This window comes from Enterobacter sp. E20, assembly GCF_000801755.2.
In the GTDB taxonomy this organism is placed as follows: Bacteria; Pseudomonadota; Gammaproteobacteria; order Enterobacterales; family Enterobacteriaceae; genus Enterobacter; species Enterobacter asburiae_B.
Genome location: NZ_CP012999.1, coordinates 3,558,463 through 3,581,802, shown reverse-complemented (window position 1 = coordinate 3,581,802; position 23,340 = coordinate 3,558,463). Strand labels below are relative to the sequence as shown.

Annotated in this window: 25 protein-coding genes; 19 read left to right on the top strand and 6 right to left on the bottom strand. The window is 57.4% G+C overall.

Annotated features, from left to right (window positions below; all coding sequences use genetic code 11):
- The first annotated feature begins 295 nt into the window (after positions 1–295).
- The 4 genes from qseE to glnB all read left to right on the top strand — a co-directional run bounded on the left by qseE (position 296) and on the right by glnB (position 4,190).
- The gene (gene qseE / locus NI40_RS16625; protein ID WP_033146231.1) at positions 296–1,723 is read left to right on the top strand and encodes a two component system sensor histidine kinase QseE/GlrK; all 1,428 of its coding nucleotides are present in this window, start codon (positions 296–298) and stop codon (positions 1,721–1,723) included.
- Between the two features lies 1 nt (position 1,724).
- Positions 1,725–2,462 carry a two-component system QseEF-associated lipoprotein QseG gene (qseG, locus tag NI40_RS16620; RefSeq protein ID WP_039263753.1) on the top strand — a complete coding sequence of 246 codons (738 nt, stop codon included), beginning with the start codon at positions 1,725–1,727 and terminating at the stop codon, positions 2,460–2,462.
- A complete protein-coding gene (glrR, locus tag NI40_RS16615) occupies positions 2,449–3,786 on the top strand; it encodes a two-component system response regulator GlrR (RefSeq protein WP_023308835.1) in 1,338 nt (445 codons plus the stop codon). Before qseG ends, glrR begins: the two co-directional genes overlap by 14 nt.
- A gap of 65 nt (positions 3,787–3,851) precedes the next feature.
- Positions 3,852–4,190 (top strand): nitrogen regulatory protein P-II, encoded by a 339-nt coding sequence (gene glnB / locus NI40_RS16610; RefSeq protein WP_003860685.1) that lies wholly within the window; start codon positions 3,852–3,854, stop codon positions 4,188–4,190.
- Between the two features lie 79 nt (positions 4,191–4,269).
- Here glnB and hmpA read toward each other — a convergent pair whose 3' ends face one another.
- On the bottom strand, positions 4,270–5,460 hold the full coding sequence (hmpA, locus tag NI40_RS16605; RefSeq protein WP_039263752.1) for an NO-inducible flavohemoprotein: 1,191 nt from the start codon (positions 5,458–5,460) through the stop codon (positions 4,270–4,272).
- A gap of 304 nt (positions 5,461–5,764) precedes the next feature.
- Between hmpA and glyA the strand changes: the two genes are divergently transcribed.
- Positions 5,765–7,018 (top strand): serine hydroxymethyltransferase, encoded by a 1,254-nt coding sequence (glyA, locus tag NI40_RS16600; protein WP_008502165.1) that lies wholly within the window; start codon positions 5,765–5,767, stop codon positions 7,016–7,018.
- 54 nt (positions 7,019–7,072) lie between these two features.
- On the opposite strand, the gene NI40_RS16595 is transcribed toward glyA, so the two are convergent.
- Positions 7,073–7,495: a DoxX family protein gene (locus NI40_RS16595; RefSeq protein WP_039263751.1), complete on the bottom strand. Its 423-nt coding sequence runs from the start codon at positions 7,493–7,495 to the stop codon at positions 7,073–7,075.
- A gap of 173 nt (positions 7,496–7,668) precedes the next feature.
- Here NI40_RS16595 and NI40_RS16590 point away from each other — a divergent pair, with 173 nt between their 5' ends.
- Positions 7,669–8,814 (top strand): 3-phenylpropionate MFS transporter, encoded by a 1,146-nt coding sequence (locus NI40_RS16590; RefSeq protein WP_039263750.1) that lies wholly within the window; start codon positions 7,669–7,671, stop codon positions 8,812–8,814.
- Here NI40_RS16590 and csiE read toward each other — a convergent pair.
- Positions 8,809–10,086, bottom strand: coding sequence for a stationary phase inducible protein CsiE (gene csiE, locus NI40_RS16585; RefSeq protein ID WP_033146227.1), 1,278 nt, complete (start codon positions 10,084–10,086; stop codon positions 8,809–8,811). The two genes, NI40_RS16590 and csiE, sit on opposite strands and share 6 nt — an antisense overlap.
- 125 nt (positions 10,087–10,211) lie before the next feature.
- Between csiE and NI40_RS16580 the strand changes: the two genes are divergently transcribed.
- Both NI40_RS16580 and NI40_RS16575 read left to right on the top strand, forming a co-directional pair.
- Entirely contained in the window at positions 10,212–10,850 is a 639-nt protein-coding gene (locus tag NI40_RS16580) for a DUF1007 family protein (RefSeq protein ID WP_039263749.1), read from the top strand.
- Positions 10,841–11,821: a nickel/cobalt transporter gene (locus tag NI40_RS16575; protein ID WP_039263746.1), complete on the top strand. Its 981-nt coding sequence runs from the start codon at positions 10,841–10,843 to the stop codon at positions 11,819–11,821. Before NI40_RS16580 ends, NI40_RS16575 begins: the two co-directional genes overlap by 10 nt.
- 40 nt (positions 11,822–11,861) lie before the next feature.
- On the opposite strand, the gene suhB is transcribed toward NI40_RS16575, so the two are convergent.
- Positions 11,862–12,665 carry an inositol-1-monophosphatase gene (gene suhB, locus NI40_RS16570; protein ID WP_023308828.1) on the bottom strand — a complete coding sequence of 268 codons (804 nt, stop codon included), beginning with the start codon at positions 12,663–12,665 and terminating at the stop codon, positions 11,862–11,864.
- A gap of 131 nt (positions 12,666–12,796) precedes the next feature.
- On the opposite strand from suhB, the gene trmJ reads away from it, so the two are divergent.
- From trmJ to sseB, 11 genes are all read left to right on the top strand, one after another.
- The gene (gene trmJ, locus NI40_RS16565; RefSeq protein ID WP_033146224.1) at positions 12,797–13,522 is read left to right on the top strand and encodes a tRNA (cytosine(32)/uridine(32)-2'-O)-methyltransferase TrmJ; all 726 of its coding nucleotides are present in this window, start codon (positions 12,797–12,799) and stop codon (positions 13,520–13,522) included.
- Positions 13,523–13,737: 215 nt separating this feature from the next.
- Complete coding sequence (iscR, locus tag NI40_RS16560) at positions 13,738–14,229, top strand: Fe-S cluster assembly transcriptional regulator IscR (RefSeq protein ID WP_023308826.1); 492 nt, start codon at positions 13,738–13,740, stop codon at positions 14,227–14,229.
- Between the two features lie 117 nt (positions 14,230–14,346).
- Positions 14,347–15,561, top strand: coding sequence for a cysteine desulfurase (iscS, locus tag NI40_RS16555; RefSeq protein ID WP_008502157.1), 1,215 nt, complete (start codon positions 14,347–14,349; stop codon positions 15,559–15,561).
- A 24-nt stretch (positions 15,562–15,585) separates the two neighbouring features.
- Positions 15,586–15,972, top strand: a complete 387-nt coding sequence (iscU, locus tag NI40_RS16550; protein WP_003860661.1) for a Fe-S cluster assembly scaffold IscU — start codon at positions 15,586–15,588, stop codon at positions 15,970–15,972.
- Between the two features lie 13 nt (positions 15,973–15,985).
- Complete coding sequence (gene iscA / locus NI40_RS16545) at positions 15,986–16,309, top strand: iron-sulfur cluster assembly protein IscA (protein WP_003860659.1); 324 nt, start codon at positions 15,986–15,988, stop codon at positions 16,307–16,309.
- A gap of 201 nt (positions 16,310–16,510) precedes the next feature.
- Entirely contained in the window at positions 16,511–17,026 is a 516-nt protein-coding gene (gene hscB / locus NI40_RS16540; RefSeq protein WP_039263745.1) for a co-chaperone HscB, read from the top strand.
- Between the two features lie 14 nt (positions 17,027–17,040).
- A complete protein-coding gene (gene hscA / locus NI40_RS16535) occupies positions 17,041–18,891 on the top strand; it encodes a Fe-S protein assembly chaperone HscA (protein WP_039263744.1) in 1,851 nt (616 codons plus the stop codon).
- 1 nt (position 18,892) lies between these two features.
- Positions 18,893–19,228: an ISC system 2Fe-2S type ferredoxin gene (fdx, locus tag NI40_RS16530; protein WP_003860652.1), complete on the top strand. Its 336-nt coding sequence runs from the start codon at positions 18,893–18,895 to the stop codon at positions 19,226–19,228.
- Between the two features lies 1 nt (position 19,229).
- Positions 19,230–19,430 carry a Fe-S cluster assembly protein IscX gene (gene iscX / locus NI40_RS16525; RefSeq protein WP_003860650.1) on the top strand — a complete coding sequence of 67 codons (201 nt, stop codon included), beginning with the start codon at positions 19,230–19,232 and terminating at the stop codon, positions 19,428–19,430.
- 60 nt (positions 19,431–19,490) lie between these two features.
- Positions 19,491–20,777, top strand: coding sequence for an aminopeptidase PepB (pepB, locus tag NI40_RS16520; RefSeq protein ID WP_039263743.1), 1,287 nt, complete (start codon positions 19,491–19,493; stop codon positions 20,775–20,777).
- A 110-nt stretch (positions 20,778–20,887) separates the two neighbouring features.
- Positions 20,888–21,664: an enhanced serine sensitivity protein SseB gene (gene sseB / locus NI40_RS16515; protein ID WP_023333036.1), complete on the top strand. Its 777-nt coding sequence runs from the start codon at positions 20,888–20,890 to the stop codon at positions 21,662–21,664.
- Positions 21,665–21,681: 17 nt separating this feature from the next.
- Here sseB and NI40_RS16510 read toward each other — a convergent pair whose 3' ends face one another.
- Positions 21,682–22,452, bottom strand: coding sequence for a MurR/RpiR family transcriptional regulator (locus NI40_RS16510; RefSeq protein ID WP_039263742.1), 771 nt, complete (start codon positions 22,450–22,452; stop codon positions 21,682–21,684).
- Positions 22,452–23,300: a 3-mercaptopyruvate sulfurtransferase gene (gene sseA / locus NI40_RS16505; RefSeq protein ID WP_039263741.1), complete on the bottom strand. Its 849-nt coding sequence runs from the start codon at positions 23,298–23,300 to the stop codon at positions 22,452–22,454. Before sseA ends, NI40_RS16510 begins: the two co-directional genes overlap by 1 nt.
- Positions 23,301–23,340: the final 40 nt, after the last annotated feature.

The following is a 23,340-nucleotide window of genomic DNA, read 5'->3' as shown; positions in this document are numbered from 1 at the left end:
CGTGTTAATATTTTGTTTTGCATTCTGGCACGGGTGTTGCATAATATTAACCAGTGGCTCATTCACCTTCTTATGTCAGCCCCTTCGGGACGCGCTACATAAACTTCGAATGACGCACAAAAAGGTGCCTGCCGTCCAACTACTGATCATAGCGATGCTTTATCAGGCCAGGGCGAAACGTCGAGTTAGGCACCGCCTCATTCCATGACAAAGCCGGGTTTTTACCCGGCTTTGTTGTATCTGAAGGGCAGACTCAGTTACGCTCTGCGTAAATCCCCATTAAGAGAGTAATGCGTTGAAACGCTGGCCCGTTTTCCCCCGCTCCCTGCGGCAGCTCGTCATGATGGCGTTCCTGCTGATCCTGCTGCCGCTGCTGATCCTTGCCTGGCAGGCGTGGCAAAGCCTGAACGCGCTGAGCGCGCAGGCGGCTTTGACCAACCGCACGACGCTCATCGACGCCAGACGCAGTGAAGCGATGACCAACGCCGCGCTGGAGATGGAGCGTAGCTATCGTCAGTATTGCGTGCTTGACGATCGGACGCTGGAAAAGGTTTATCAGAGCCAGCGTAAACGCTACAGCGAAATGCTGGACGCTCACGCGGGGGTCCTACCTGATGACAAGCTCTATCAGGCATTACGTCAGGATTTAAACGATCTCGCGCAGCTGCAGTGCAGCAATAGCGGCCCGGATGCCGTTGCTGCCGCGCGCCTCGAAGCTTTTGCCAGTGCCAACACCGAGATGGTGCAGTCTACGCGCGCGGTGATTTTCTCTCGCGGCCAGCAGCTCCAGCAGGAGATTGCCGAGCGTGGCCAGTTTTTCGGCTGGCAGGCGCTGGTGCTGTTCCTGGTGAGCCTCGGGCTGGTACTGCTCTTTACCCGCATGATCATCGGCCCGGTAAAGGGTATCCAGCGTATGATCAACCGCCTGGGGGAGGGGAAATCGCTCGGGGATACGGTCGCTTTTAAAGGCCCGCGCGAGCTGCGATCCGTAGGCCAGCGCATTATCTGGCTGTCCGAGCGCCTGGCGTGGCTCGAATCACAGCGCCATCAGTTCCTGCGCCATATCTCTCATGAGCTTAAAACGCCGCTGGCCAGCATGCGTGAAGGAACGGAGCTGCTGGCGGACGAAGTGGCCGGGCCCCTTACGCCAGAGCAGAAAGAAATTGTTGAGATCCTGGATAACAGCAGCCGCAATCTGCAAAAGCTGATTGAGCAACTGCTGGATTACAACCGCAAGCTGGCTGACGGGGCGGTCGTACTGGAAAACGTTGAAATTGAGCCGCTGGTGGATATGGTGATCTCCGCCCACAGCTTGCCAGCAAGAGCTAAAATGATGCATACCGGCGTTGAGCTGAATGCGCCTGCGTGCCTGGCTGAACCCATGCTGCTGATGAGCGTTCTGGATAATCTTTACTCCAATGCGGTGCACTATGGTACTGAATCCGGTAACATTTATATCCGAAGTAATACGAATGGTTCACGGGTCTTTATTGACGTCGCAAACACCGGCACCCCGATCCCCGATGACGAAAAAACCATGATCTTCGAACCCTTTTTCCAGGGAAGTCATCAGCGGAAAGGCGCGGTTAAAGGAAGTGGTCTGGGCTTGAGCATCGCCCGGGACTGCATTCGACGCATGCAGGGTGAGCTAAACATTGCCGCGGACGAACGTTCAGATGTTTGCTTCCGTATCGAACTGCCCGTGAGCCGGAAAAATCAATAAAATGAATCTATGTCTGGTGAGTATGTCACACGTCTTTTTCCGCGCCGTAAGTGCGGTGTTTTCCAGCAAAACGCTTCGCCTGAGCCTGCCCTGTTTATTTCTGGCTGGGTGTGTTTCTCATGCGCCACAAAGTGCCATTAGCGGTAAACAGGAAGATAAATGGCCCGATAACCAGCTGGCTGACTTCCTCTCAACCCGCTGTGACGACATCTGGAACCTGTCAGGACATGACGTTGAAAGCAACCCGCTGTTCTGGCTGCGTGGGATAGATTGCGCCCAGCGTCTGGCGCCGGTAGACGCCCGCTCGAAGGCGGCGATGCTGGATGACGACACCTGGCAGGACGCTTTCAAGCGTGGGATTTTACTCGCAGATGCGAAAATCACCCCCGTTGAACGCCGCGTCAATGTGACCCGACTGGACACGTTTGTAGTCAATCTTCCCGTGCAGGTACGCCCGGTATACCAGCTCTGGCGCGATGGTCAGACATTACAGCTTCAGCTGTCTGAAGAGCGCTCCCGCTACAGCAAGCTACAGCAGTCAACCGACAGCGAGCTTGATACGCTGCGTCAACAGCAGCAACATTTACGTACGCAGCTGGATACCACGACGCGTAAGCTGGAGAACCTGACGGATATCGAAAGGCAGCTCTCGTCGCGTAAATATCAGCCGGGGAGCTCATCCGCTGCACCGGACAGCGATACGCCGAAACAAGAGGATGTGAAGCATGACGAGCCGTAAACCTGCCCATCTTTTACTGGTGGATGACGATCCCGGGCTGTTAAAGCTGCTGGGGATGCGTCTGGTGAGTGAAGGCTACAGCGTCGTGACCGCTGAAAGCGGGCTGGAGGGGCTGAAGATCCTCAGCCGCGAGAAAATCGATCTGGTGATAAGCGACCTGCGGATGGACGAAATGGATGGCCTGCAGCTGTTCGCGGAGATCCAGAAGCAGCAGCCGGGTATGCCCGTGATTATCCTGACGGCGCACGGGTCGATCCCGGATGCGGTTGCCGCGACGCAGCAGGGGGTCTTCAGCTTCCTGACCAAGCCGGTGGACAAAGACGCGCTGTATAAGGCTATCGACAGCGCGCTGGAACATGCCGCCCCGGCGGGGGATGAAGCGTGGCGGGAGTCCATCGTCACCCGCAGCCCCATTATGCTGCGTCTGCTTGAACAGGCCCGGATGGTGGCGCAGTCCGACGTCAGCGTGCTCATCAACGGCCAGAGCGGAACCGGAAAAGAGATCCTGGCCCAGGCGATCCATAACGCCAGCCCGCGCAGTAAAAATGCCTTTATCGCCATTAACTGCGGCGCGCTTCCGGAACAGCTGCTCGAATCTGAACTGTTTGGTCACGCCCGCGGCGCATTCACCGGCGCGGTGAGCAGCCGGGAAGGACTGTTCCAGGCCGCGGAAGGCGGCACCCTGTTCCTGGACGAGATTGGCGACATGCCCGCACCGCTGCAGGTCAAACTGCTCCGCGTGTTGCAGGAGCGAAAAGTTCGCCCGCTGGGCAGCAACCGCGATATCGATATTAATGTGCGCATTATTTCCGCCACCCACCGCGACTTGCCAAAAGTGATGGCGCGCAACGAGTTTCGCGAAGATCTCTACTACCGTCTAAACGTGGTGAATCTGAAGATCCCGGCGCTGGCGGAGCGTGCGGAAGACATACCGCTGCTGGCGAACCATCTTTTGCGCCAGGCGGCCGATCGCCATAAACCGTTCGTGCGCGCGTTTTCCACCGACGCGATGAAGCGGCTGATGGCCGCAGGCTGGCCGGGTAACGTGCGCCAGCTGGTGAACGTGATTGAGCAGTGCGTGGCGCTGACCTCCTCACCGGTGATCAGCGATGCGCTGGTGGAGCAGGCGCTGGAAGGGGAAAACACGGCCCTGCCGACGTTTGCGGAAGCGCGGAATCAGTTCGAGCTGAACTATCTGCGCAAGCTATTGCAGATAACCAAAGGCAACGTGACCCACGCGGCGCGCATGGCCGGACGCAACCGCACCGAGTTCTACAAGCTGCTGTCGCGCCACGAGCTGGAAGCAAACGATTTTAAAGAGTAATGCCGTATGGTACTGTGAGCAATCGATTACGAGGCAGCTTACAGGCAAGAGTTTAAGGACCCACCATGAAAAAGATTGATGCGATTATTAAACCTTTCAAACTGGATGACGTGCGTGAAGCGCTGGCGGAAGTCGGCATCACCGGGATGACCGTGACGGAAGTGAAAGGTTTTGGTCGTCAGAAGGGTCACACCGAGCTTTACCGTGGCGCAGAGTACATGGTCGACTTTCTGCCGAAAGTAAAAATTGAAATCGTGGTCAGCGACGATATCGTCGATACCTGCGTGGATACCATTATCCGCACGGCGCAGACGGGCAAAATCGGTGACGGTAAAATCTTCGTCTTTGACGTGGCGCGCGTGATCCGTATCCGTACCGGCGAAGAAGACGACGCCGCGATTTAACAATGCCAACGGTTTTGTAGGCCGGGTAAGGTGCAACCACCCGGCGAAAAAAAAGCCCCTCGAACGAGGGGCTTTTTCATTACAGCACCTTATGCGGCCCGAAACATTCGTAGTGAATGTTGTCTTTGTTCACGCCCAGCTCCACCAGCTGCTTCGCGGCATACTGCATAAACGCCACCGGCCCGCAGACGTAGAACTGCATGTCCGGCGCGCTAAACGCCCCTTCCATCTGGCTTAAATTCATCAGGCCTTCAGTGTCAAACCGTGCGGCCGCGCGGTCTTTATCCGTCGGCAGGCGATACCAGGTGTGCGCGGTGAAGCGCGGCAGGGACGCCCCGAGCGTTTTCACTTCATCCGCAAAGGCGTGCACGTCGCCGTTTTCCGCAGCGTGGAACCAGTTGACCTGCGCGCCGTGGTTTGCTTTCGCCAGCGTATCGAGCATCGCCAGCATTGGCGTTTGGCCGACGCCCGCAGAGATCAGCGTAACCGGGGTATTCGCTTCTACGGCCATGAAGAAATCGCCCGCCGGCGCGGCCAGATGGATCACGTCGCCCACGTTAGCTTCGTTGTGGAGCCAGTTGGAGACCTGACCGCCGTCCTCACGCTTCACCGCAATGCGATAGCCTTTGCCGTTTTGCTTGCGGGTAAGAGAATACTGGCGGATCTCCTGATGCGGGAAACCTTCAGGCTTCAGCCACACGCCCAGATACTGGCCCGGCTGGTAATCGGCAACCGGCTGTCCGTCCACCGGCTCAAATTCAAAGCTGGTAATCAGCGCGCTGCGCGGCGTTTTCTCGACGATGCGGAAGGCGCGCGTGCCTTCCCAGCCGCCGTTCTTGCTGGCGTTTTCGCTGTAGATCTGCGCTTCGCGGTTGATAAACACGTTTGCCAGCACGCCGTAGGCTTTACCCCACGCGTCCAGCACCTCCTGGCCCGGGCTGAACATCTCGCCCAGCGTTGCCAGCAGGTGGCCACCCACAATGTTGTACTGCTCGGGCTGGATCTGGAAGCTGGTGTGCTTCTGCGCGATTTTTTCCACCGCGGGCAGCAGTGCCGCCAGGTTTTCAATATTGCTGGCGTAGGCCGCGATTGCGTTGAAAAGCGCTTCGCGCTGATCGCCGTTACGCTGGTTGCTCATGTTGAAAATTTCTTTGAGCTCCGGGTTGTGCGTGAACATGCGATCGTAGAAATGGGCGGTGAGTTTAGGGCCGGTTTCCACCAGCAGGGGGATGGTGGCTTTAACGGTAGCGATGGTTTGAGCGTCGAGCATGGGCGCATCCTTCTGATGTGACTTTAATGATGTATTTTAAATGCATCTTATAAAAAATACCCCTGTGTTGTAAATGGTTCTTTGCAAGATGAAAAATATGCATCACAAACCTGAAAAGAAATCCGCTGGAAAGGGCGAGAGCTTTATTCCTCAAACCCTTGCGTGGCGCGCAGGAAAACGTTTGCGTAAAATCGTTTGTCAAGACCTGTTATCACAGAACTAATCAGTTATACTGTTGCCCGTCGTCCAACAGGACTGCCTTTTCAGGCCAAAATTTACTTGTTAGCTGAGTCAGGAGATGCGGATGTTAAAGCGTGAAATGAACATTGCCGATTATGATGCCGAACTGTGGCAGGCTATGGAGCAGGAAAAAGTACGTCAGGAAGAGCACATCGAACTGATCGCCTCCGAAAACTACACCAGCCCGCGCGTCATGCAGGCGCAGGGTTCTCAGCTGACTAACAAATATGCTGAAGGTTACCCGGGCAAACGCTACTACGGCGGTTGCGAGTACGTGGATATCGTTGAGCAGCTGGCTATCGACCGTGCGAAAGAACTCTTTGGCGCTGACTACGCGAACGTGCAGCCACACTCTGGCTCTCAGGCTAACTTCGCGGTCTATACCGCGCTGCTGCAGCCGGGCGATACCGTTCTGGGTATGAACCTGGCGCAGGGCGGCCACCTGACTCACGGCTCCCCGGTTAACTTCTCCGGCAAACTGTACAACATCATCCCTTACGGTATTGATGAGTCCGGTAAAATTGACTACGAAGACATGGCGAAGCAGGCTAAAGAGCACAAACCGAAGATGATCATCGGTGGCTTCTCTGCTTACTCCGGTATCGTTGACTGGGCAAAAATGCGTGAAATCGCAGACAGCATTGGTGCTTACCTGTTCGTCGACATGGCGCACGTTGCGGGTCTGATTGCCGCTGGCGTTTACCCGAACCCGGTTCCACACGCTCACGTTGTGACCACCACCACCCACAAAACCCTGGCGGGTCCACGCGGTGGCCTGATCCTGGCGAAAGGCGGTGACGAAGAGCTGTACAAAAAACTGAACTCCGCTGTATTCCCAAGCGCGCAGGGCGGCCCGCTGATGCACGTTATCGCGGCTAAAGCCGTTGCGCTGAAAGAAGCGATGGAGCCAGAATTCAAGGTTTATCAGCAGCAGGTTGCTAAGAACGCCAAAGCGATGGTGGAAGTGTTCCTGAACCGTGGCTACAAAGTGGTCTCCGGCGGTACTGAAAACCACCTGTTCCTGCTGGATCTGGTTGATAAGAACCTGACCGGTAAAGAAGCTGACGCAGCCCTGGGCCGCGCCAACATCACCGTGAACAAAAACAGCGTGCCAAACGATCCGAAGAGCCCGTTCGTGACCTCCGGTATCCGTATCGGTTCTCCGGCCGTGACTCGCCGCGGCTTCAAAGAAGCGGAAGTGAAAGAGCTGGCTGGCTGGATGTGTGACGTTCTGGACAACATCAATGACGAAGCGGTTATCGAGCGCGTCAAAGGTAAAGTTCTGGATATCTGCGCACGCTTCCCGGTATACGCGTAATTCCTCTGCTTTGCAGAAATAAAAAAGGCCGCGCTTGCGGCCTTTTTTTTTGGCTTAACGCCGGTCGAGGGAAATAGCCCCCGGACCAACAATGGCCAGTAAAATAAAGGCGCCAGCAATACTGATGTTCTTATAGAAATTAATCATATTCGGTACGACCGCATCACCAGTCATATCCCAGTAATGGTGACCGATAATCGCCGTGCCCAGCGTATAGAATACAAACAGTACCGCGAGCGGGCGGGTGAAAAAGCCCAGCACGATCAGAATGGCAGCAGGGACTTCCATCACCACCGCAATAATGGCCGCCAGCATGGGCATCGGCGTACCCAGCGAGGTCATATATTGTACGGTGCCGCTAAACCCCGTCAGTTTTGGATAACCAAAGATGATAAACAGCACGACAAGTGCGATGCGGCCAATCAGCAGCAGCAGGTGACGTGACTGACCGAAATCGAAATAACGTAGTGAGTTCATGGCAGAAAAACCTCTGCAAGTGGAGTAATTTAAACGTAATACATATTTTCATTCCCTGCCATAAGCCAGACGACTGCACAAGATGTTAATTTTTCGTTAATTTATAGCAGGCTATCTACTTGCTTAATTTTTATATTCTCGCCAGACTATGGCCTCGATTTCGGGAGGGATTCATGGTCTTGCATTCCACGCGCTGGCTGGCGCTCAGTTATTTCACCTATTTCTTTAGCTACGGTATTTTTCTGCCCTTCTGGAGCGTCTGGCTCAAGGGTATCGGCCTGACTCCTGAGACTATCGGTGTCCTGCTGGGGGCCGGGCTGGTGGCGCGTTTCCTCGGCAGCCTGCTGATTGCCCCGCGCGTCAGCGATCCCTCCTTACTAATCAAGGCCGTGCGCATTCTTGCTCTGCTGACGCTGGTCTTTGTTGCCTGCTTCTGGGTCAGCCACCAGTTTGCCTGGCTGATGGTGGTGATGGTCGGCTTTAACCTGTTCTTCTCACCGCTGGTACCGCTGACGGATGCCCTGGCGAACACCTGGCAAAAGCAGATCACCATGGACTACGGCCGCGTGCGCCTGTGGGGCTCAATTGCCTTTGTGATTGGTTCCGCGCTGGTGGGCAAACTGGTCAGCCTTTACGATTACCGCGCCATTCTCGCCCTGCTGAGTATCGGTATTGCCTCTATGCTGCTGGGTATGCTGCTGCGTCCGTCGGTGATGCCGCAAGGGGAAAGCCGCCATCAGGAGAGCGCAGGCTGGCCCGCCTGGCGGAGCCTGGTGGCACAAAGCTGGCGTTTTCTGGCGTGTGTCTGTCTGCTTCAGGGGGCGCATGCGGCGTACTATGGCTTCAGCGCCATCTACTGGCAGGGGGCGGGATATTCTGCTTCCGCAGTGGGCTATCTGTGGTCGCTGGGGGTAGTGGCCGAAGTCATTATCTTTGCCCTGAGCAAGAAGCTGTTCCGTCGCTTTGGCGCGCGAGACCTCCTGCTGCTTTCCGCCGTGTGCGGCGTGGCGCGCTGGGGGATTATGGGCTGGACGACCGATCTGCCGTGGCTGATAGTGGCGCAAATTCTCCACTGCGGCACCTTTACCGTGTGCCATCTGGCGGCCATGCGCTATATCGCAGCGCGCGAGGGCGGAGACGTTATTCGCCTGCAGGCCGTCTACTCGGCGGTCGCGATGGGGGGCAGTATCGCGATCATGACGGTCTTTGCGGGGTTCCTCTACCAGCACCTGGGGCATGGGGTTTTCTGGGTGATGGCGCTGGTCGCCTTACCCGCCATCGTTGTTCGCCCGAAAGTGGCCGCTCGCGCGCCGCTATGATTCCAGCATGGCGCGAATATGTTCTTGCTGCTGCGCGTTCAATGTTTCAACGGCATGTATCAGCGGCGGCGAGAACAGCGGCAGGACGGTAGGGTAGGGGGTGATAACCAGCGCAGCCTCGCGCGGTGCCCCCTCTTTCTGGAAAGCCTGCAGCGTCAGATAGCGAATATTGAGCGGCAGCAGCGTCAGCTCGCGAAGCTGCTGTTCAATCAGATCCTCGCTGGCTTTATCGTCTCCCGTCAGCAGGATCACCTGTTTTTCGTGCAGATCGGTCTCCTGCATCAGCCAGGCGCCGAAAATCACCGCGACAAGACTCATCTCTTCATCAGAAAAACGCAGCCCAAACTCCGCTTCCAGCTCAAACAGCGCTTCCTTTGTGGTGCGTAACAGCCGGGGATAGAGACGGTGGATCTCCTCCGGCAGGCTATTGTCGATGCCAATTTCAAACAGCGAGCGGTCCAGCGCCTGAGCAAGATGGATATACAGCTGATCGGTCAGCCCTTGCTCATCGCTGAAGTTCATCCCGGTCTGCGAGCGAAAACGGGCGACCATGCGCACGATGGCCCGGCGCAAGCGCTGATCCTGCTGGTGTTTATCGAGCACCGGATCGGGCGTGCGGAGCATCATAAACAGCAGGGCCAGAAACAGCTGTTCATCCCCGTGCGCTCCCTGCGGCACGCGACGTCTCCAGTGACGCACGATCTCCTGGGCCGTAAAATACTCCCCTCTCGACTGGGTCCAGCTGCGCTGAACGTGAGAAAACTGTGGCGTATTCCCGAGCTGGTGCTGAATAAGACAGTATTGCAGATAGAGCTGTAAAAACTGGACGTCGCGACATTCAAACTGGCGCTGGAGCTTGCGGGAGCAGAAGCCGATCAGCGCCCGCAGGTTCGCATCGTCGTACAGCGGTCGCGCAATGCCGTGTTGTTTAAGCGCGGTTTTTAATGCGGGGGTAAACTGGTGTGAGACAAACTGCGGGCAAAGCCGCAGCGCCCGGCGCAGCCAGTGCAGCAGGCATAAACGCTGATTCAGGGCTGTGCCTTCAATCCGGTAGCTGCCGTCGTGGTGCGTGACGATGTCCAGCCGGTGATAGCGCTGGATTTCATCGCGCGTCTCGGCTATATCTTGCCGTGCCATCGCGTCGTCCACCCCGTTGGCAGCGATTATGCTCTCTGCGGTGACGGCAGCATCGGGCAGGTATAGCATCAAAAGCACCTGGCAGCGGCGCTGCGAACTGGAAAGCACAGATGGAATTTCAAGCGTCGTCATCATCTGTCGGGTATCCAGTGTGAATGTTTGATAAGAATAGCTAAAGGATGAGCGCTGAAAAGCGCGCCGGCAGGCCTTTCACTCAGGATTGCTGGGGGACATCACAGAATTTTTGACGTGAGGAATTGATGCAAACAGTTAAACAAAGTGCGATGGCGTTATTTTTGGCGGTTATCAGCTTCACCGCCAGCGCACACCCTCACAGTTTTATTGACCTCCAGACCGAGCTGGTTACCGACGGCACGCAGCTGAGCGGCCTGAAGATGCGCTGGACGATGGATGAAATCACCTCGGCCGATCTGCTCTATGATGCGGGAAACGCGAAGCCCGGCGATGAAATCTGGAAAAAGCTGGCGGCGGAAGTGATGGCCAACGTGCTCGGCCAGCACTACTTCACGGAATTCTGGCACAACGGGCAAAAGGTCAAATTTCTGAACCGGCCAACGGAATACGGGATGACGCGTGACGGGCATCAGGCGGTGCTGACGTTTGTGCTCCCGCTGGCGCATCCGCAGCCGCTGGCGGGGCAAACGTACCGTTTTTCCACTTTTGATCCTACCTACTATGTCGATATGCGCTATGACAAAGACGGCGACGTACGGCTGCCGGACGCTCTGCAAAAAAGCTGCAAAATTGGCGTTCACACCCCGAAACCCAGCGAAGAGACGCTGAACTTTGCGGTCTCGCTTGATAAGGAGGATGCACCGCCTGAGGACATGGAGTTGGGTAAACAGTTCGCGCAGGAGGTGACGTTACAATGTCAGTGATCTCCTCTCCGGTTCGGAAACCGCGCCGCTGGCTGCACCTCTGGCCGCTGGCGCTTTTTCTCCTGCTGGCCGTTTGCGGTTCACTCTGGCTGTGGCAGGCCTGGCCGCAGGTCATGATGAAAAGCATCGTCTGGCAGCGTGAGGTCAACCAGCAGATGAGCGGTCTGCTGAAGGCGGTGGCGGAGAACCCGACCAAAGCGGGTGGTTCCCTGCTGGCGTTCAGCTTTATCTATGGCGTACTGCACGCGCTGGGGCCGGGTCACGGCAAAATCGTGATAACGACCTGGCTCGCCACCCATCCGTCGAAGCTGAAATCGAGTATCGGGCTGACGCTGGCCTCCTCGCTGCTTCAGGGCAGCGTGGCGATTGCGCTCGTCGTGGTTGTGCTTTCGCTGTTGCAGCTTCCCGCGCGCCAGCTGCACATGAGCAGTTTCTGGCTGGAGAAGGGGAGCTACGCGCTGGTGGGCGTGCTGGGGCTGATCCTCTGCTGGCGGGCGCTGAAAAAGCTGCGCGTGCTGCTGCAAAAACCGAAATTCAAAACCTTTACGCCGCCTCACGTTCATGATGAAAACTGCGGCTGCGGGCATCAGCATTTGCCCACGCAGGAACAATTGCAGAACGGCGACGACTGGCGCGCGCGGCTGATGATTATTCTCTCGATGGGCATGCGCCCGTGTTCGGGGGCAATCATGGTGCTGCTGTTCAGCAAGGTGATAGGCGTGTTTGGCTGGGGAATGCTTTCCGCGCTGGCGATGGCGGCAGGGACGTCTCTCACCATTTCGTCTTTAGCGCTGCTGGTTCACAGCTTCCGTCAGCTTGCGGTCAGACTCAGCGGCAATAAAACACCGGTGCTGTGGCGGCAGGTAGGGTGGACAACGCTTGCGCTGGCGGGCGGGGTGATTCTGCTGGTTGCGGCGGTGACGATGTGGATGAGCGCGATGCCGGTGGGAAGAGGATTGCGGCCGTTTTAGTTGGGATTCCCTCTCCCACGGGGAGAGGGAATGACCGGGATTAACGCTTCAGCGCATCGCTCAGTTCATCACGCATGTTGGCCAGCATGGCTTTAACAACGCGTGGGTTACCTGCAACGACGTTGCCGGTAGACATATAGTTATGGCCGCCGGTGAAATCACACACGATGGCGCCTGCTTCACGTGCGATCAGCTCGCCCGCAGCAAAGTCCCACGGCTTCAGCGACAGCTCGAAGTAACCGTCAACGCGGCCGGTCGCCACGTAGGCCAGATCCAGCGCGGCAGAACCGGTGCGGCGGAAGTCCGCGCATTCGGTAAACAGTTTGCCCAGGATATTCATATAGGTGGTCGCGTGCTGTTTCGCCTTGAACGGGAAACCGGTCGCCAGGATGGTGCCGTCCAGATCGCGTGCGTTGCTGCAGCGCAGACGGTAGCCGTTCAGCTGTGCGCCCTGACCGCGGGTAGCGGTGAACAGTTCGTTACGCATTGGATCGTAAACAACGGCGACTTCAGTACGGCCTTTAATGCGTACTGCGATAGACACAGAGAAGTGTGGCAGGCGTTTGACGAAGTTGGTGGTGCCATCCAGTGGATCGATAACCCATTGAACATCCTGATCGGTACCTTCATGTTCACCGCTTTCTTCGGTGATGATGGTGTGCTGCGGGTAAGATTTGCGGATCGTTTCGATAATAATCGCTTCTGCGGCTTTATCGACGTTAGTCACGAAATCATTGCTGCCTTTCTGGCTGGTTTCTACGGAGTCTGGCGTTTCGTAGTGTTTGGCAATTACATTACCCGCCTTGCGCGCTGCGCGCACGGCGATGGTCAGCATCGGATGCATCGGTCTCTCTCACTGGATGTTAAAGAACAGGAAAATCGGCGCAGAGTATAGCAGTGGGATCGGATTATGTCTCCCGTTTATGATAATATGCCGGAATATTCTTCAGACGCTGAATTCAGACATTAAAACTTATGCTGCAAAACATTCGAATCGTGCTGGTCGAAACATCGCACACCGGCAACATGGGCTCCGTTGCCCGCGCTATGAAAACCATGGGCTTAACGAACCTGTGGCTGGTTAACCCGCTGGTGAAACCTGACTCGCAGGCTATCGCCCTGGCGGCCGGTGCCAGCGACGTGATCGGCAACGCCCAGATCGTCGATACCCTTGACGAAGCGCTGGCCGGCTGCAGCCTCGTTGTTGGCACCAGCGCACGTTCACGCACGCTGCCGTGGCCGATGCTGGACCCGCGCGAATGTGGCCTGAAAAGCGTCTCAGAAGCGGAACAGGCTCCGGTTGCGCTGGTGTTTGGCCGCGAGCGCGTTGGCCTGACCAACGACGAGCTGCAGAAGTGCCATTATCACGTCGCCATCGCGGCTAACCCGGAATACAGCTCGCTGAACCTGGCGATGGCGGTGCAGGTTATCGCCTATGAGGTGCGTATGGCGTGGCTGGCGACGCAGGAGAAACAGGTAGAGCCTAAAGAAGAAACGGCCTACCCGCTGGTGGACGACCTTGAGCGCTTCTACGGTCACCTGGAGCAGACGCTGCTCTCAACCGGCTTTATTCGTGAAGGCCACCCGGGCCAGGTGATGAACAAGCTGCGCCGCATGTTTACCCGCGCGCGCCCGGAAAGCCAGGAGCTTAACATCCTGCGCGGGATTCTGGCGTCGATTGAGCAGAAGAATAAAGAGTAGTGTCGATTTCCCCTCTCCCCGTGGGAGAGGGCTGGGGTGAGGGCATCAGGCCGCACCGGGATTTTGAAGGCACGGAACGTTAAATACCTGACTAAAACAGTCAAGTAAATAGTTGACCATTTTAGTCAGGAATGTCAGACTTGGCCCTGCTATGCAATACCCCCATTTTACAATAAAAAACCCCGGGCAGGGGCGAGTTTGAGGTTAAGTAAGACATGAGACTGACATCTAAAGGGCGTTATGCCGTGACCGCGATGCTGGACGTTGCGCTCAACTCCGAAGCGGGCCCGGTTCCGTTGGCTGATATTTCTGAACGACAAGGGATCTCCCTCTCTTACCTGGAACAGCTGTTCTCCAGACTGCGTAAAAATGGACTGGTTTCCAGCGTTCGTGGCCCAGGCGGCGGTTATCTGCTGGGTAAAGACGCGGGCAGTATTGCAGTTGGTGAAGTGATTAGCGCAGTTGACGAATCCGTTGACGCGACCCGTTGCCAGGGTAAAGGCGGCTGCCAGGGCGGCGATAAGTGCCTGACCCACGCGCTGTGGCGCGATCTGAGCGACCGTCTCACCGGCTTCCTGAACAACATCACCCTGGGTGAACTGGTCAATAACCAGGAAGTTCTGGATGTCTCTGGTCGTCAGCATGGTCAGGATTCCCAACGCAGCACCCGCGCGCAGGACGCTATCGACGTCAAACTGCGCGCGTAATAAAACGATAAAGATTTCAGAATCAGGCCGGGGCGGTCACGCCCCGCGTACTCGGTCGTACATCCAGCCGGTTGCCTGATTCCTTGCATTGAAGCGATGTACGGAGTTTAAAGAGCAATGAAATTACCGATTTATCTCGATTACTCCGCAACCACGCCGGTGGACCCGCGTGTTGCCGAGAAAATGATGCAGTGTCTGACCCTGGACGGAAACTTTGGTAACCCAGCTTCCCGTTCACACCGTTTTGGCTGGCATGCTGAAGAGGCGGTTGATATCGCCCGTAATCAGATTGCCGACCTGGTGGGTGCCGACCCGCGTGAGATTGTTTTCACCTCCGGTGCGACCGAATCCGACAACCTGGCGATCAAAGGTGCAGCCAACTTTTATCAGAAAAAAGGCAAGCACATCATCACCAGTAAAACCGAACACAAAGCCGTGCTGGATACCTGCCGCCAGCTGGAGCGTGAAGGTTACGAAGTGACTTACCTGGCGCCACAGAGCAACGGGATCATCGACCTGAAAGAGCTCGAAGCGGCCATGCGTGATGACACCATTCTGGTTTCCATCATGCACGTTAACAACGAAATCGGCGTCGTTCAGGACATCGCGACCATCGGCGAAATGTGCCGCGCGCGCGGTATCATCTATCACGTTGACGCGACCCAGAGCGTGGGCAAACTGCCTATCGATCTGAGCCAGCTGAAAGTGGACCTGATGTCCTTCTCCGGCCACAAAATTTATGGCCCGAAAGGGATCGGCGCGCTGTACGTTCGTCGTAAACCGCGTATCCGCATCGAAGCACAGATGCACGGCGGCGGCCACGAGCGCGGCATGCGTTCCGGCACGCTGCCTGTTCACCAGATCGTGGGCATGGGCGAAGCGTACCGCATTGCAAAAGAAGAGATGGAAACCGAGATGGCGCGCCTGCGCACGCTGCGTAACCGTCTGTGGGACGGCGTGAAAGATATGGAAGAAGTGTATCTGAACGGCGATCTCGAGCAGGGCGCTCCGAACATCCTCAACGTCAGCTTCAACTATGTTGAAGGCGAATCGCTGATCATGGCGCTGAAAGACCTGGCCGTTTCTTCCGGTTCTGCCTGTACGTCTGCAAGCCTGGAGCCATCCTACGTGCTGCGCGCGCTGGGCATGACCGACGAGCTGGCGCACAGCTCTATCCGTTTCTCTTTAGGTCGTTTCACTACCGAAGAAGAGATTGACTACACCATCAAGCTGGTTCGCAACTCCATCGGCCGTCTGCGCGACCTTTCTCCACTGTGGGAAATGTTCAAGCAGGGCGTGGATCTGAACAGCATTGAATGGTCACATCACTAATCGGTACATAAGGAGAATTCAATCATGGCATACAGCGAAAAAGTCATCGATCATTACGAGAACCCGCGCAACGTTGGCTCTTTTGACAACAGCGACGAATCTGTCGGTAGCGGCATGGTTGGCGCACCGGCGTGTGGCGACGTGATGAAGTTGCAGATTAAAGTCAACAATGAAGGTATCATTGAAGACGCGCGCTTCAAGACCTACGGCTGCGGTTCTGCTATCGCGTCCAGCTCCCTGGTCACCGAATGGGTGAAGGGCAAGTCTCTGGACGAAGCACAGGCAATCAAGAACACGGATATTGCTGAAGAACTCGAACTGCCACCGGTGAAAATTCACTGTTCAATTCTGGCAGAAGACGCGATCAAAGCCGCCATTGCGGATTACAAAAGCAAACGTGAAGCAAAATAATTGAGGTTTGAGTATGTCGATTACCCTTAGCGACAGCGCTGCCGCGCGAGTAAGCTCTTTTCTGGCGAACCGTGGTAAAGGCTTTGGCCTGCGACTGGGCGTACGTACCTCCGGCTGTTCTGGTATGGCTTACGTACTGGAGTTTGTTGACGAGCCGGCGTCTGACGACACCGTGTTTGAAGACAAGGGCGTGAAGGTGGTGGTCGATGGCAAAAGCCTGCAATTCCTCAACGGCACTCAGCTGGACTTCGTCAAAGAAGGCCTGAACGAAGGGTTCAAGTTCACGAACCCGAACGTCAAAGACGAGTGTGGTTGCGGCGAAAGCTTCCACGTTTAACCGCGTTCCGCTGTTATACCGATTAATTCGCGTTGCAGAAAGGCGGCAAGCGAGTGAATCCCCGGGAGCTTACATAAGTAAGTGACTGGGGTGAACGAGCGCAGACAACGCATCTGCAGCGCGAAGTAAGAAGGTATAACCCCACCGTGGCTTACCCGCTGCGCGTGGGGTTTGTTCTAATAGGCTACCCCTGAGATTGTTATGGATTACTTCACTCTCTTCGGACTACCCGCTCAATACCCGATTGATCTCCAGGCGCTGACGATCCGTTTTCAGGATCTTCAGCGTCAGTATCACCCGGATAAATTCGCGAGTGGTACTCAGTCTGAGCAATTGGCTGCGGTTTCCCAATCTGCGACCATCAACCAGGCCTGGCAGACGCTGCGCCATCCGCTGGCGCGTGCAGAATATCTGCTCTCGCTCCACGGTTTCGATCTGGCGAGCGAACAGCATACCGTGCGCGACACCGCGTTTCTGATGGAACAGCTGGAGCTTCGCGAAGAGCTGGATGAGATTGAACAGGCCAAAGACGAAGCGCGTCTGGAAAGCTTCATCACGCGCGTGAAGGGCATGTTCGATACCCGCCATCAGCAGATGGTGGAGCAACTGAACAACGAGACCTGGGACGTGGCGGCGGACACTGTGCGCAAACTCCGTTTTCTCGATAAACTGCGAAGCAGTGCTGAACAACTCGAAGAAAAGCTGCTCGATTTTTAATTTCGGAAGCAATTATGGCCTTATTACAAATTAGTGAGCCTGGCTTAAGTGCCGCACCGCACCAGCGTCGTCTGGCGGTGGGTATCGATCTGGGCACCACCAATTCCCTCGTGGCGACCGTGCGCAGCGGCCAGGCGGAAACGCTGGCTGACGAGCAGGGCCGCCATCTGCTGCCTTCCGTGGTCCACTACCAGCAGCAGGGTCACGCGGTCGGCTATGACGCCCGCGCCAACGCCGCGCGCGATCCGGCCAACACCATCAGCTCCGTAAAGCGCATGATGGGCCGCTCTCTGGCCGATATTCAGACCCGCTATCCGCATCTGCCTTATCAGCTGCAGGCCAGTGAAAACGGCCTGCCGATGATTGCGACCGCGGCCGGTCTGCTGAACCCGATTCGCGTTTCCTCCGACATCCTTAAAGCGCTGGCGGCGCGCGCGACGGCGACGCTTGGCGGCGATCTGGACGGCGTAGTCATCACCGTTCCGGCCTATTTTGACGATGCACAGCGTCAGGGCACCAAAGACGCCGCGCGTCTGGCAGGCCTGCACGTGCTGCGCCTGCTGAACGAACCGACGGCGGCGGCGATTGCCTACGGCCTCGACTCCGGTCAGGAAGGGGTGATCGCGGTTTACGATCTCGGTGGCGGTACCTTTGATATCTCGATCCTGCGCTTAAGCCGCGGGGTGTTTGAAGTGCTGGCGACCGGCGGGGATTCCGCGCTGGGCGGCGATGACTTCGACCATCTGCTGGCGGATTACATTCGCGAGCAGGCGGGCATCAGCGATCGCAGCGATGCGCGCGTGCAGCGTGAACTGCTGGATGCGGCTATCGACGCCAAAATCGCCCTGAGCGATGCGCAGACGGTTAGCGTAAACGTTGCGGGCTGGCAGGGTGAGATCGCCCGCGACCAGTTCAGCGATCTGATTGCCCCGCTGGTGAAACGCACCCTGCTGGCCTGCCGTCGCGCACTGAAAGATGCGGGCGTTGAGGCTAACGAGGTGCTGGAAGTGGTCATGGTGGGCGGTTCGACTCGCGTGCCGCTGGTGCGCGAGCGCGTGGGCGAATTCTTTGGCCGCACGCCGCTGACCTCCATCGACCCGGACAAAGTGGTTGCCGTGGGCGCCGCAATCCAGGCCGATATTCTGGTCGGCAACAAGCCGGACAGCGAAATGCTGCTGCTGGACGTCATCCCGCTGTCGCTCGGGTTAGAAACCATGGGCGGCCTGGTAGAGAAAGTGATCCCGCGTAATACCACCATTCCGGTGGCGCGCGCGCAGGAGTTCACCACCTTCAAAGACGGCCAGACCGCGATGTCCATCCACGTGATGCAGGGCGAGCGCGAGCTGGTGCAGGACTGCCGCTCTCTGGCGCGCTTTGCGCTGCGCGGTATCCCGGCGCTGCCTGCGGGCGGGGCGCATATTCGCGTCACCTTCCAGGTGGATGCGGACGGCCTGCTGAGCGTCACGGCGATGGAAAAATCGACCGGCGTGGAATCGTCCATTCAGGTGAAGCCGTCCTACGGCCTGACCGATGGCGAAATCGCCTCCATGATTCAGGACTCAATGAGCTACGCCGAGCAGGATGTGAAGGCGCGTATGCTGGCTGAACAAAAAGTTGAAGCCGCCCGCGTGCTGGAGAGCCTGAACGGCGCGCTCGCTGCCGATGCCGCGCTGTTAAGCGCCGCTGAGCGCCAGGTGATTGACGACGCTGCCGCGCATTTAAGCGCAGTAGCAGAAGGCAATAACGCTGACGCAATAGAAGAAGCCATTAAAAACGTTGATAAACAAACCCAGGACTTTGCTGCTCGCCGCATGGACAAATCTGTCCGCGTCGCGCTGAAAGGCCAGTCCGTGGACGAGGTTTAATATGCCAAAGATTGTTATTTTGCCTCATGCGGACCTCTGTCCGGATGGCGCGGTTCTGGAAGCGAAGACCGGTGAAACCATTCTCGATGTTGCCCTGCGTGCAGGTATCGAAGTGGAACACGCCTGTGAAAAATCCTGTGCCTGCACTACCTGCCACTGCATCGTGCGTGAAGGTTTCGACTCTCTCGCCGAGAGCACCGAAGACGAAGACGACATGCTGGATAAAGCATGGGGTCTGGAGCCTGACAGCCGCCTGAGCTGCCAGGCCGCGGTGACCGATGAAGATCTGGTCGTGGAATTCCCACGCTACACCATCAACCACGCACGCGAGCATTGATATGGGACTTAAGTGGACAGACAGCCGTGAAATCGGCGAAGCGCTCTACGACGCGAACCCGGATCTCGATCCGAAGACCGTACGATTCACCGACATGCACCAGTGGATCTGCGATTTAGAGGATTTCGACGACGATCCAAACGCATCCAATGAAAAAATTCTGGAGGCGATTCTGTTAGTCTGGTTAGATGAAGCAGAATAAATAACATAACGGGCTGCCTTCAGGCGGCCCGTTTGCTAGTTGCTAATAAGGAAAAATAAAATGACCGAAGCGATGAAGATTACGCTCTCGAATCAGCCTGCTGACGCGCGCTGGGGCGAGAAAGCCACCTACAGCATTAATAACGACGGCATTACCCTGCACCTGACGGGCAAAGATGATTTGGGCCTGATCCAGCGCGCCGCGCGTAAAATTGACGGCCTGGGCATTAAGCATGTGTCCCTGGAAGGCGAAGGCTGGGACACCGACCGCAGTTGGGCATTCTGGGCAGGCTACAAAGGGCCGAAAGGCACCCGCAAAATCGAGTGGGCTAACCTCGACGAAGCCGGTCAGAAAGAGCTGGAAAGCCGCCTGCAAATCATCGACTGGGTGCGCGACACCATCAACGCCCCGGCGGAAGAGCTTGGTCCTGAGCAGCTGGCGCAGCGCGCGGTTGACCTGCTGTGCGGCGTGGCGGGCGAGAAAATGTCCTACCGCATTACCAAAGGTGAAGACCTGCGCGAGCAGAATTACATGGGCATCCACACCGTGGGCCGTGGTTCTGAGCGCCCTCCGGTCCTGCTGGCGCTGGATTACAACCCAACCGGCGATAAAGCGGCGCCGGTCTTTGCCTGCCTGGTCGGGAAAGGCATCACCTTCGACACCGGCGGCTACAGCCTGAAGCAGAGCGCGTTCATGGACTCCATGAAGTCCGACATGGGCGGCGCGGCAACCATCACCGGCGCGCTGGCGTTCGCCATTACCCGCGGTCTGAACAAGCGCGTGAAGCTGTATCTGTGCTGCGCGGACAACATGGTGAGCGGTAACGCCTTTAAGCTGGGCGACATCATTCGCTATCGCAACGGCAAAAACGTCGAAGTGATGAACACCGACGCCGAAGGCCGCCTGGTGCTGGCCGATGGCCTGATCGACGCCTCCGCCCAGAAGCCGGAGCTGATTATCGACATGGCAACCCTGACCGGCGCGGCGAAAACGGCGCTGGGTAACGACTACCACGCGCTGTTCAGCTTTGACGACAAGCTTGTCGCTCGCCTCCTGGCAAGCGCCGCTGCGGAAAACGAACCGTTCTGGCGTCTGCCGCTGGCCGAGTTCCACCGCAGCCAGCTGCCGTCCAACTTTGCTGAGCTGAACAACACCGCGAGCGCGGCGTACCCGGCGGGTGCAAGCACGGCGGCAGGCTTCCTGTCCCACTTCGTTGAGAACTACCACGAAGGCTGGCTGCACATCGACTGCTCCGCAACCTACCGTAAAGCGGCGGTTGAGCAGTGGTCCGCTGGCGCGACCGGTCTGGGCGTGCGTACCGTGGCGAACCTGCTGACGGCTGAGTAATCTTTATTGCCCTCACCCTAACCCTCTCCCAAGGGGAGAGGGGATGGTTTGCTCCCTCTCCCTTGAGGGAGAGGCCTGGGGTGAGGGGAAATGCATCATCTGGAATTGTTATGTCCGAAACCAAAAACGAATTAGAAACCCTGCTGGAGCAGGCGGCGACAGAGCCCGCCCACCGTCCGGCATTTTTCCGCACGCTGCTGGAATCCACCGTCTGGGTGCCGGGCACCGCGGCGGAAGGTGAGCAGGTTGTCGAAGACAGCGCGCTGGATCTGCTGCACTGGGAGAAAGACGACGGCACGTCGGTGATCCCGTTCTTTACCTCGCTGGAAGCCCTGCAGGAAGCGGTAGAAGACGAACAGGCGTTCGTAGTGATGCCGGTGCGTACCCTGTTCGAAATGACGCTTGGCCAGACGCTGTTCCTTAACGCGAAGCTGCCGACCGGGAAAGAGTTTACCCCGCGTGAAATCAGCCATCTGATAGGTGAAGAGGGCAACCCGCTCAGCACCCAGGAAGTGCTGGAAGGGGGCGAAACGCTGCTGCTGTCTGAAGTAGCCGAGCCGCCCGCGCAGATGATTGATTCCCTCACGACGCTGTTCAAAACCCTGAAACCGGTTAGACGCGCGTTTCTCTGCTCCATTAAAGAGCGTGCGGACGAGCATCCGGTTCTGCTGATTGGTATTGAGGCGGACGGCGATATCGACGATATCATTCAGGCCGCGGGAAGCGTGGCGACCGACACGCTGCCGGGCGATGAGCCGATTGATATCTGCCAGGTGAAGAACGGCGAGAAGGGCATCAGCCACTTTATTACCGAGCACATCACCCCGTTCTACGAGCGTCGCTGGGGCGGCTTCCTGCGCGATCTCAAAACCAACCGCATCATCTGATTACGGCGGGGTGAATATCACCCCGTTGCTTCCAGCAGCAGTAAATCCATCAGCAGCACCAGATTCGACTCAAACGACGTCACCCCCGCGGCTTCGGCGGCGAAGTGTACCGCTTCGTCATAGAGGGCAAAATGCACGTCCGCCATCCCCGCCAGCGTATTGGCCGAGGCGCGGGTAAACGCGACGATCGTCATACCGACGTTTTTGGCAATCCGCGCTTTATCCAACACCTGCTCGGTTTCACCGCTGCGCGAGACGGCAATAAACACCTGATAGCGTGAGGCGTTGCTGAGGAAAATATTCCGGCTGTCCCCTGGCCCGGAGATAAACGCCGTTTTGCCCAGCACCTGCAGCTTCTTGGTCAGGTACTCCGCAAACAGATAGGAAAACCCGGCCCCGTAGAGAAAGAAGCTCTCTTTCTGGCGCAGCAGGTCGGCAAACTGCTGGCGCTTCTCCTGCGTGACCCACTGGAAGGTGTGCTGATAGTTGGCGATAAACTGATTAAACAGCACCGGGAGTTCAGGAAGCGACTGCCCCTGAGCGGCAATATGCGGCGTGTCGGAGAGCAGCTGCTTGCAGTGCCAGATAAACTCGCTAAAGCCGCTGAACCCCAGCTTCTGACAGAGCCGCATGATGGTGGCGGTAGAAACAAACGTCGCCTGCGCCAGCTCGCGTACCGTGATGTTGCCCACCAGCAGCGGGTGCTCCGTGAGGTGGGCGAGGACGCGATACTCCGCGCGGGTCAGCGACGCCCCGCGCGTTAACAGCGTAGCCAGGCGGTTATCCATTATTTCGCGGGTTCGACAGGCAGATCGTCTCGCGCACCCCATTCGCTCCAGGCGCCGTCGTAAAGCGTGACGTCGTTCGCGCCGAGCGTGGCGAGCGCCAGGATCGCCACGCAGGCCGTGACGCCGGAGCCGCAGCTGGCAATAATCGGACGATGTAAATCCACGCCTGCACGGTCAAAAATGGCGCGCAGCTCGTCGGTGGTTTTCAGCTCGCCCTCAAACACCAGATCGCCCCACGGCACGTTCAGCGCCCCCGGAATATGTCCGCGCTTCAGCCCCGGACGCGGTTCATCCGCTTCGGCATTGAAGCGCGGAGCAGGACGGGCATCGACGATTTGCGCCGTTTTTTCATGGCTCACGACCAGCACGTCGGTCAGGCGTTTCACCACGTGCGCGTCGAACGTGGCGTCGAACTCGCCTTCCGGCAGCGTCACGTCACCCTGCTGGAGCGGCAGCTCGTCGCGCTTCCAGCCCGCCAGCCCGCCCGCCAGAATAGAGACTTTTTCCACGCCGAAGTTCTTCAGCATCCACCATGCGCGCGGGGCGGAGAAGAGGTTACCTTCATCATAGACAACAAGGTGTTTGTCTTTGCTGACGCCCAGCTCGCGCATCGCCACAGAAAACGCTTCCGGGCGCGGCAGCATGTGCGGCAGGGGAGAGTTGCGATCGGAGAGGGCTTCGATATCAAAAAATACCGCGCCAGGAAGATGTCCGGCACGGTATTCCGCGACCATATCGCGAAGGTGTTCCTGCCCGGCCGGGGCCATACGCGCGTCAATAATCTGAACTTCCGGATCGTCACCGTGCTCAATCAGCCAGTCGGCGGCGACAAAATATGAGGTGGACATGGGTTGCCTCCATTCTTTTCCGTAAAAAAGGATTGTCGGT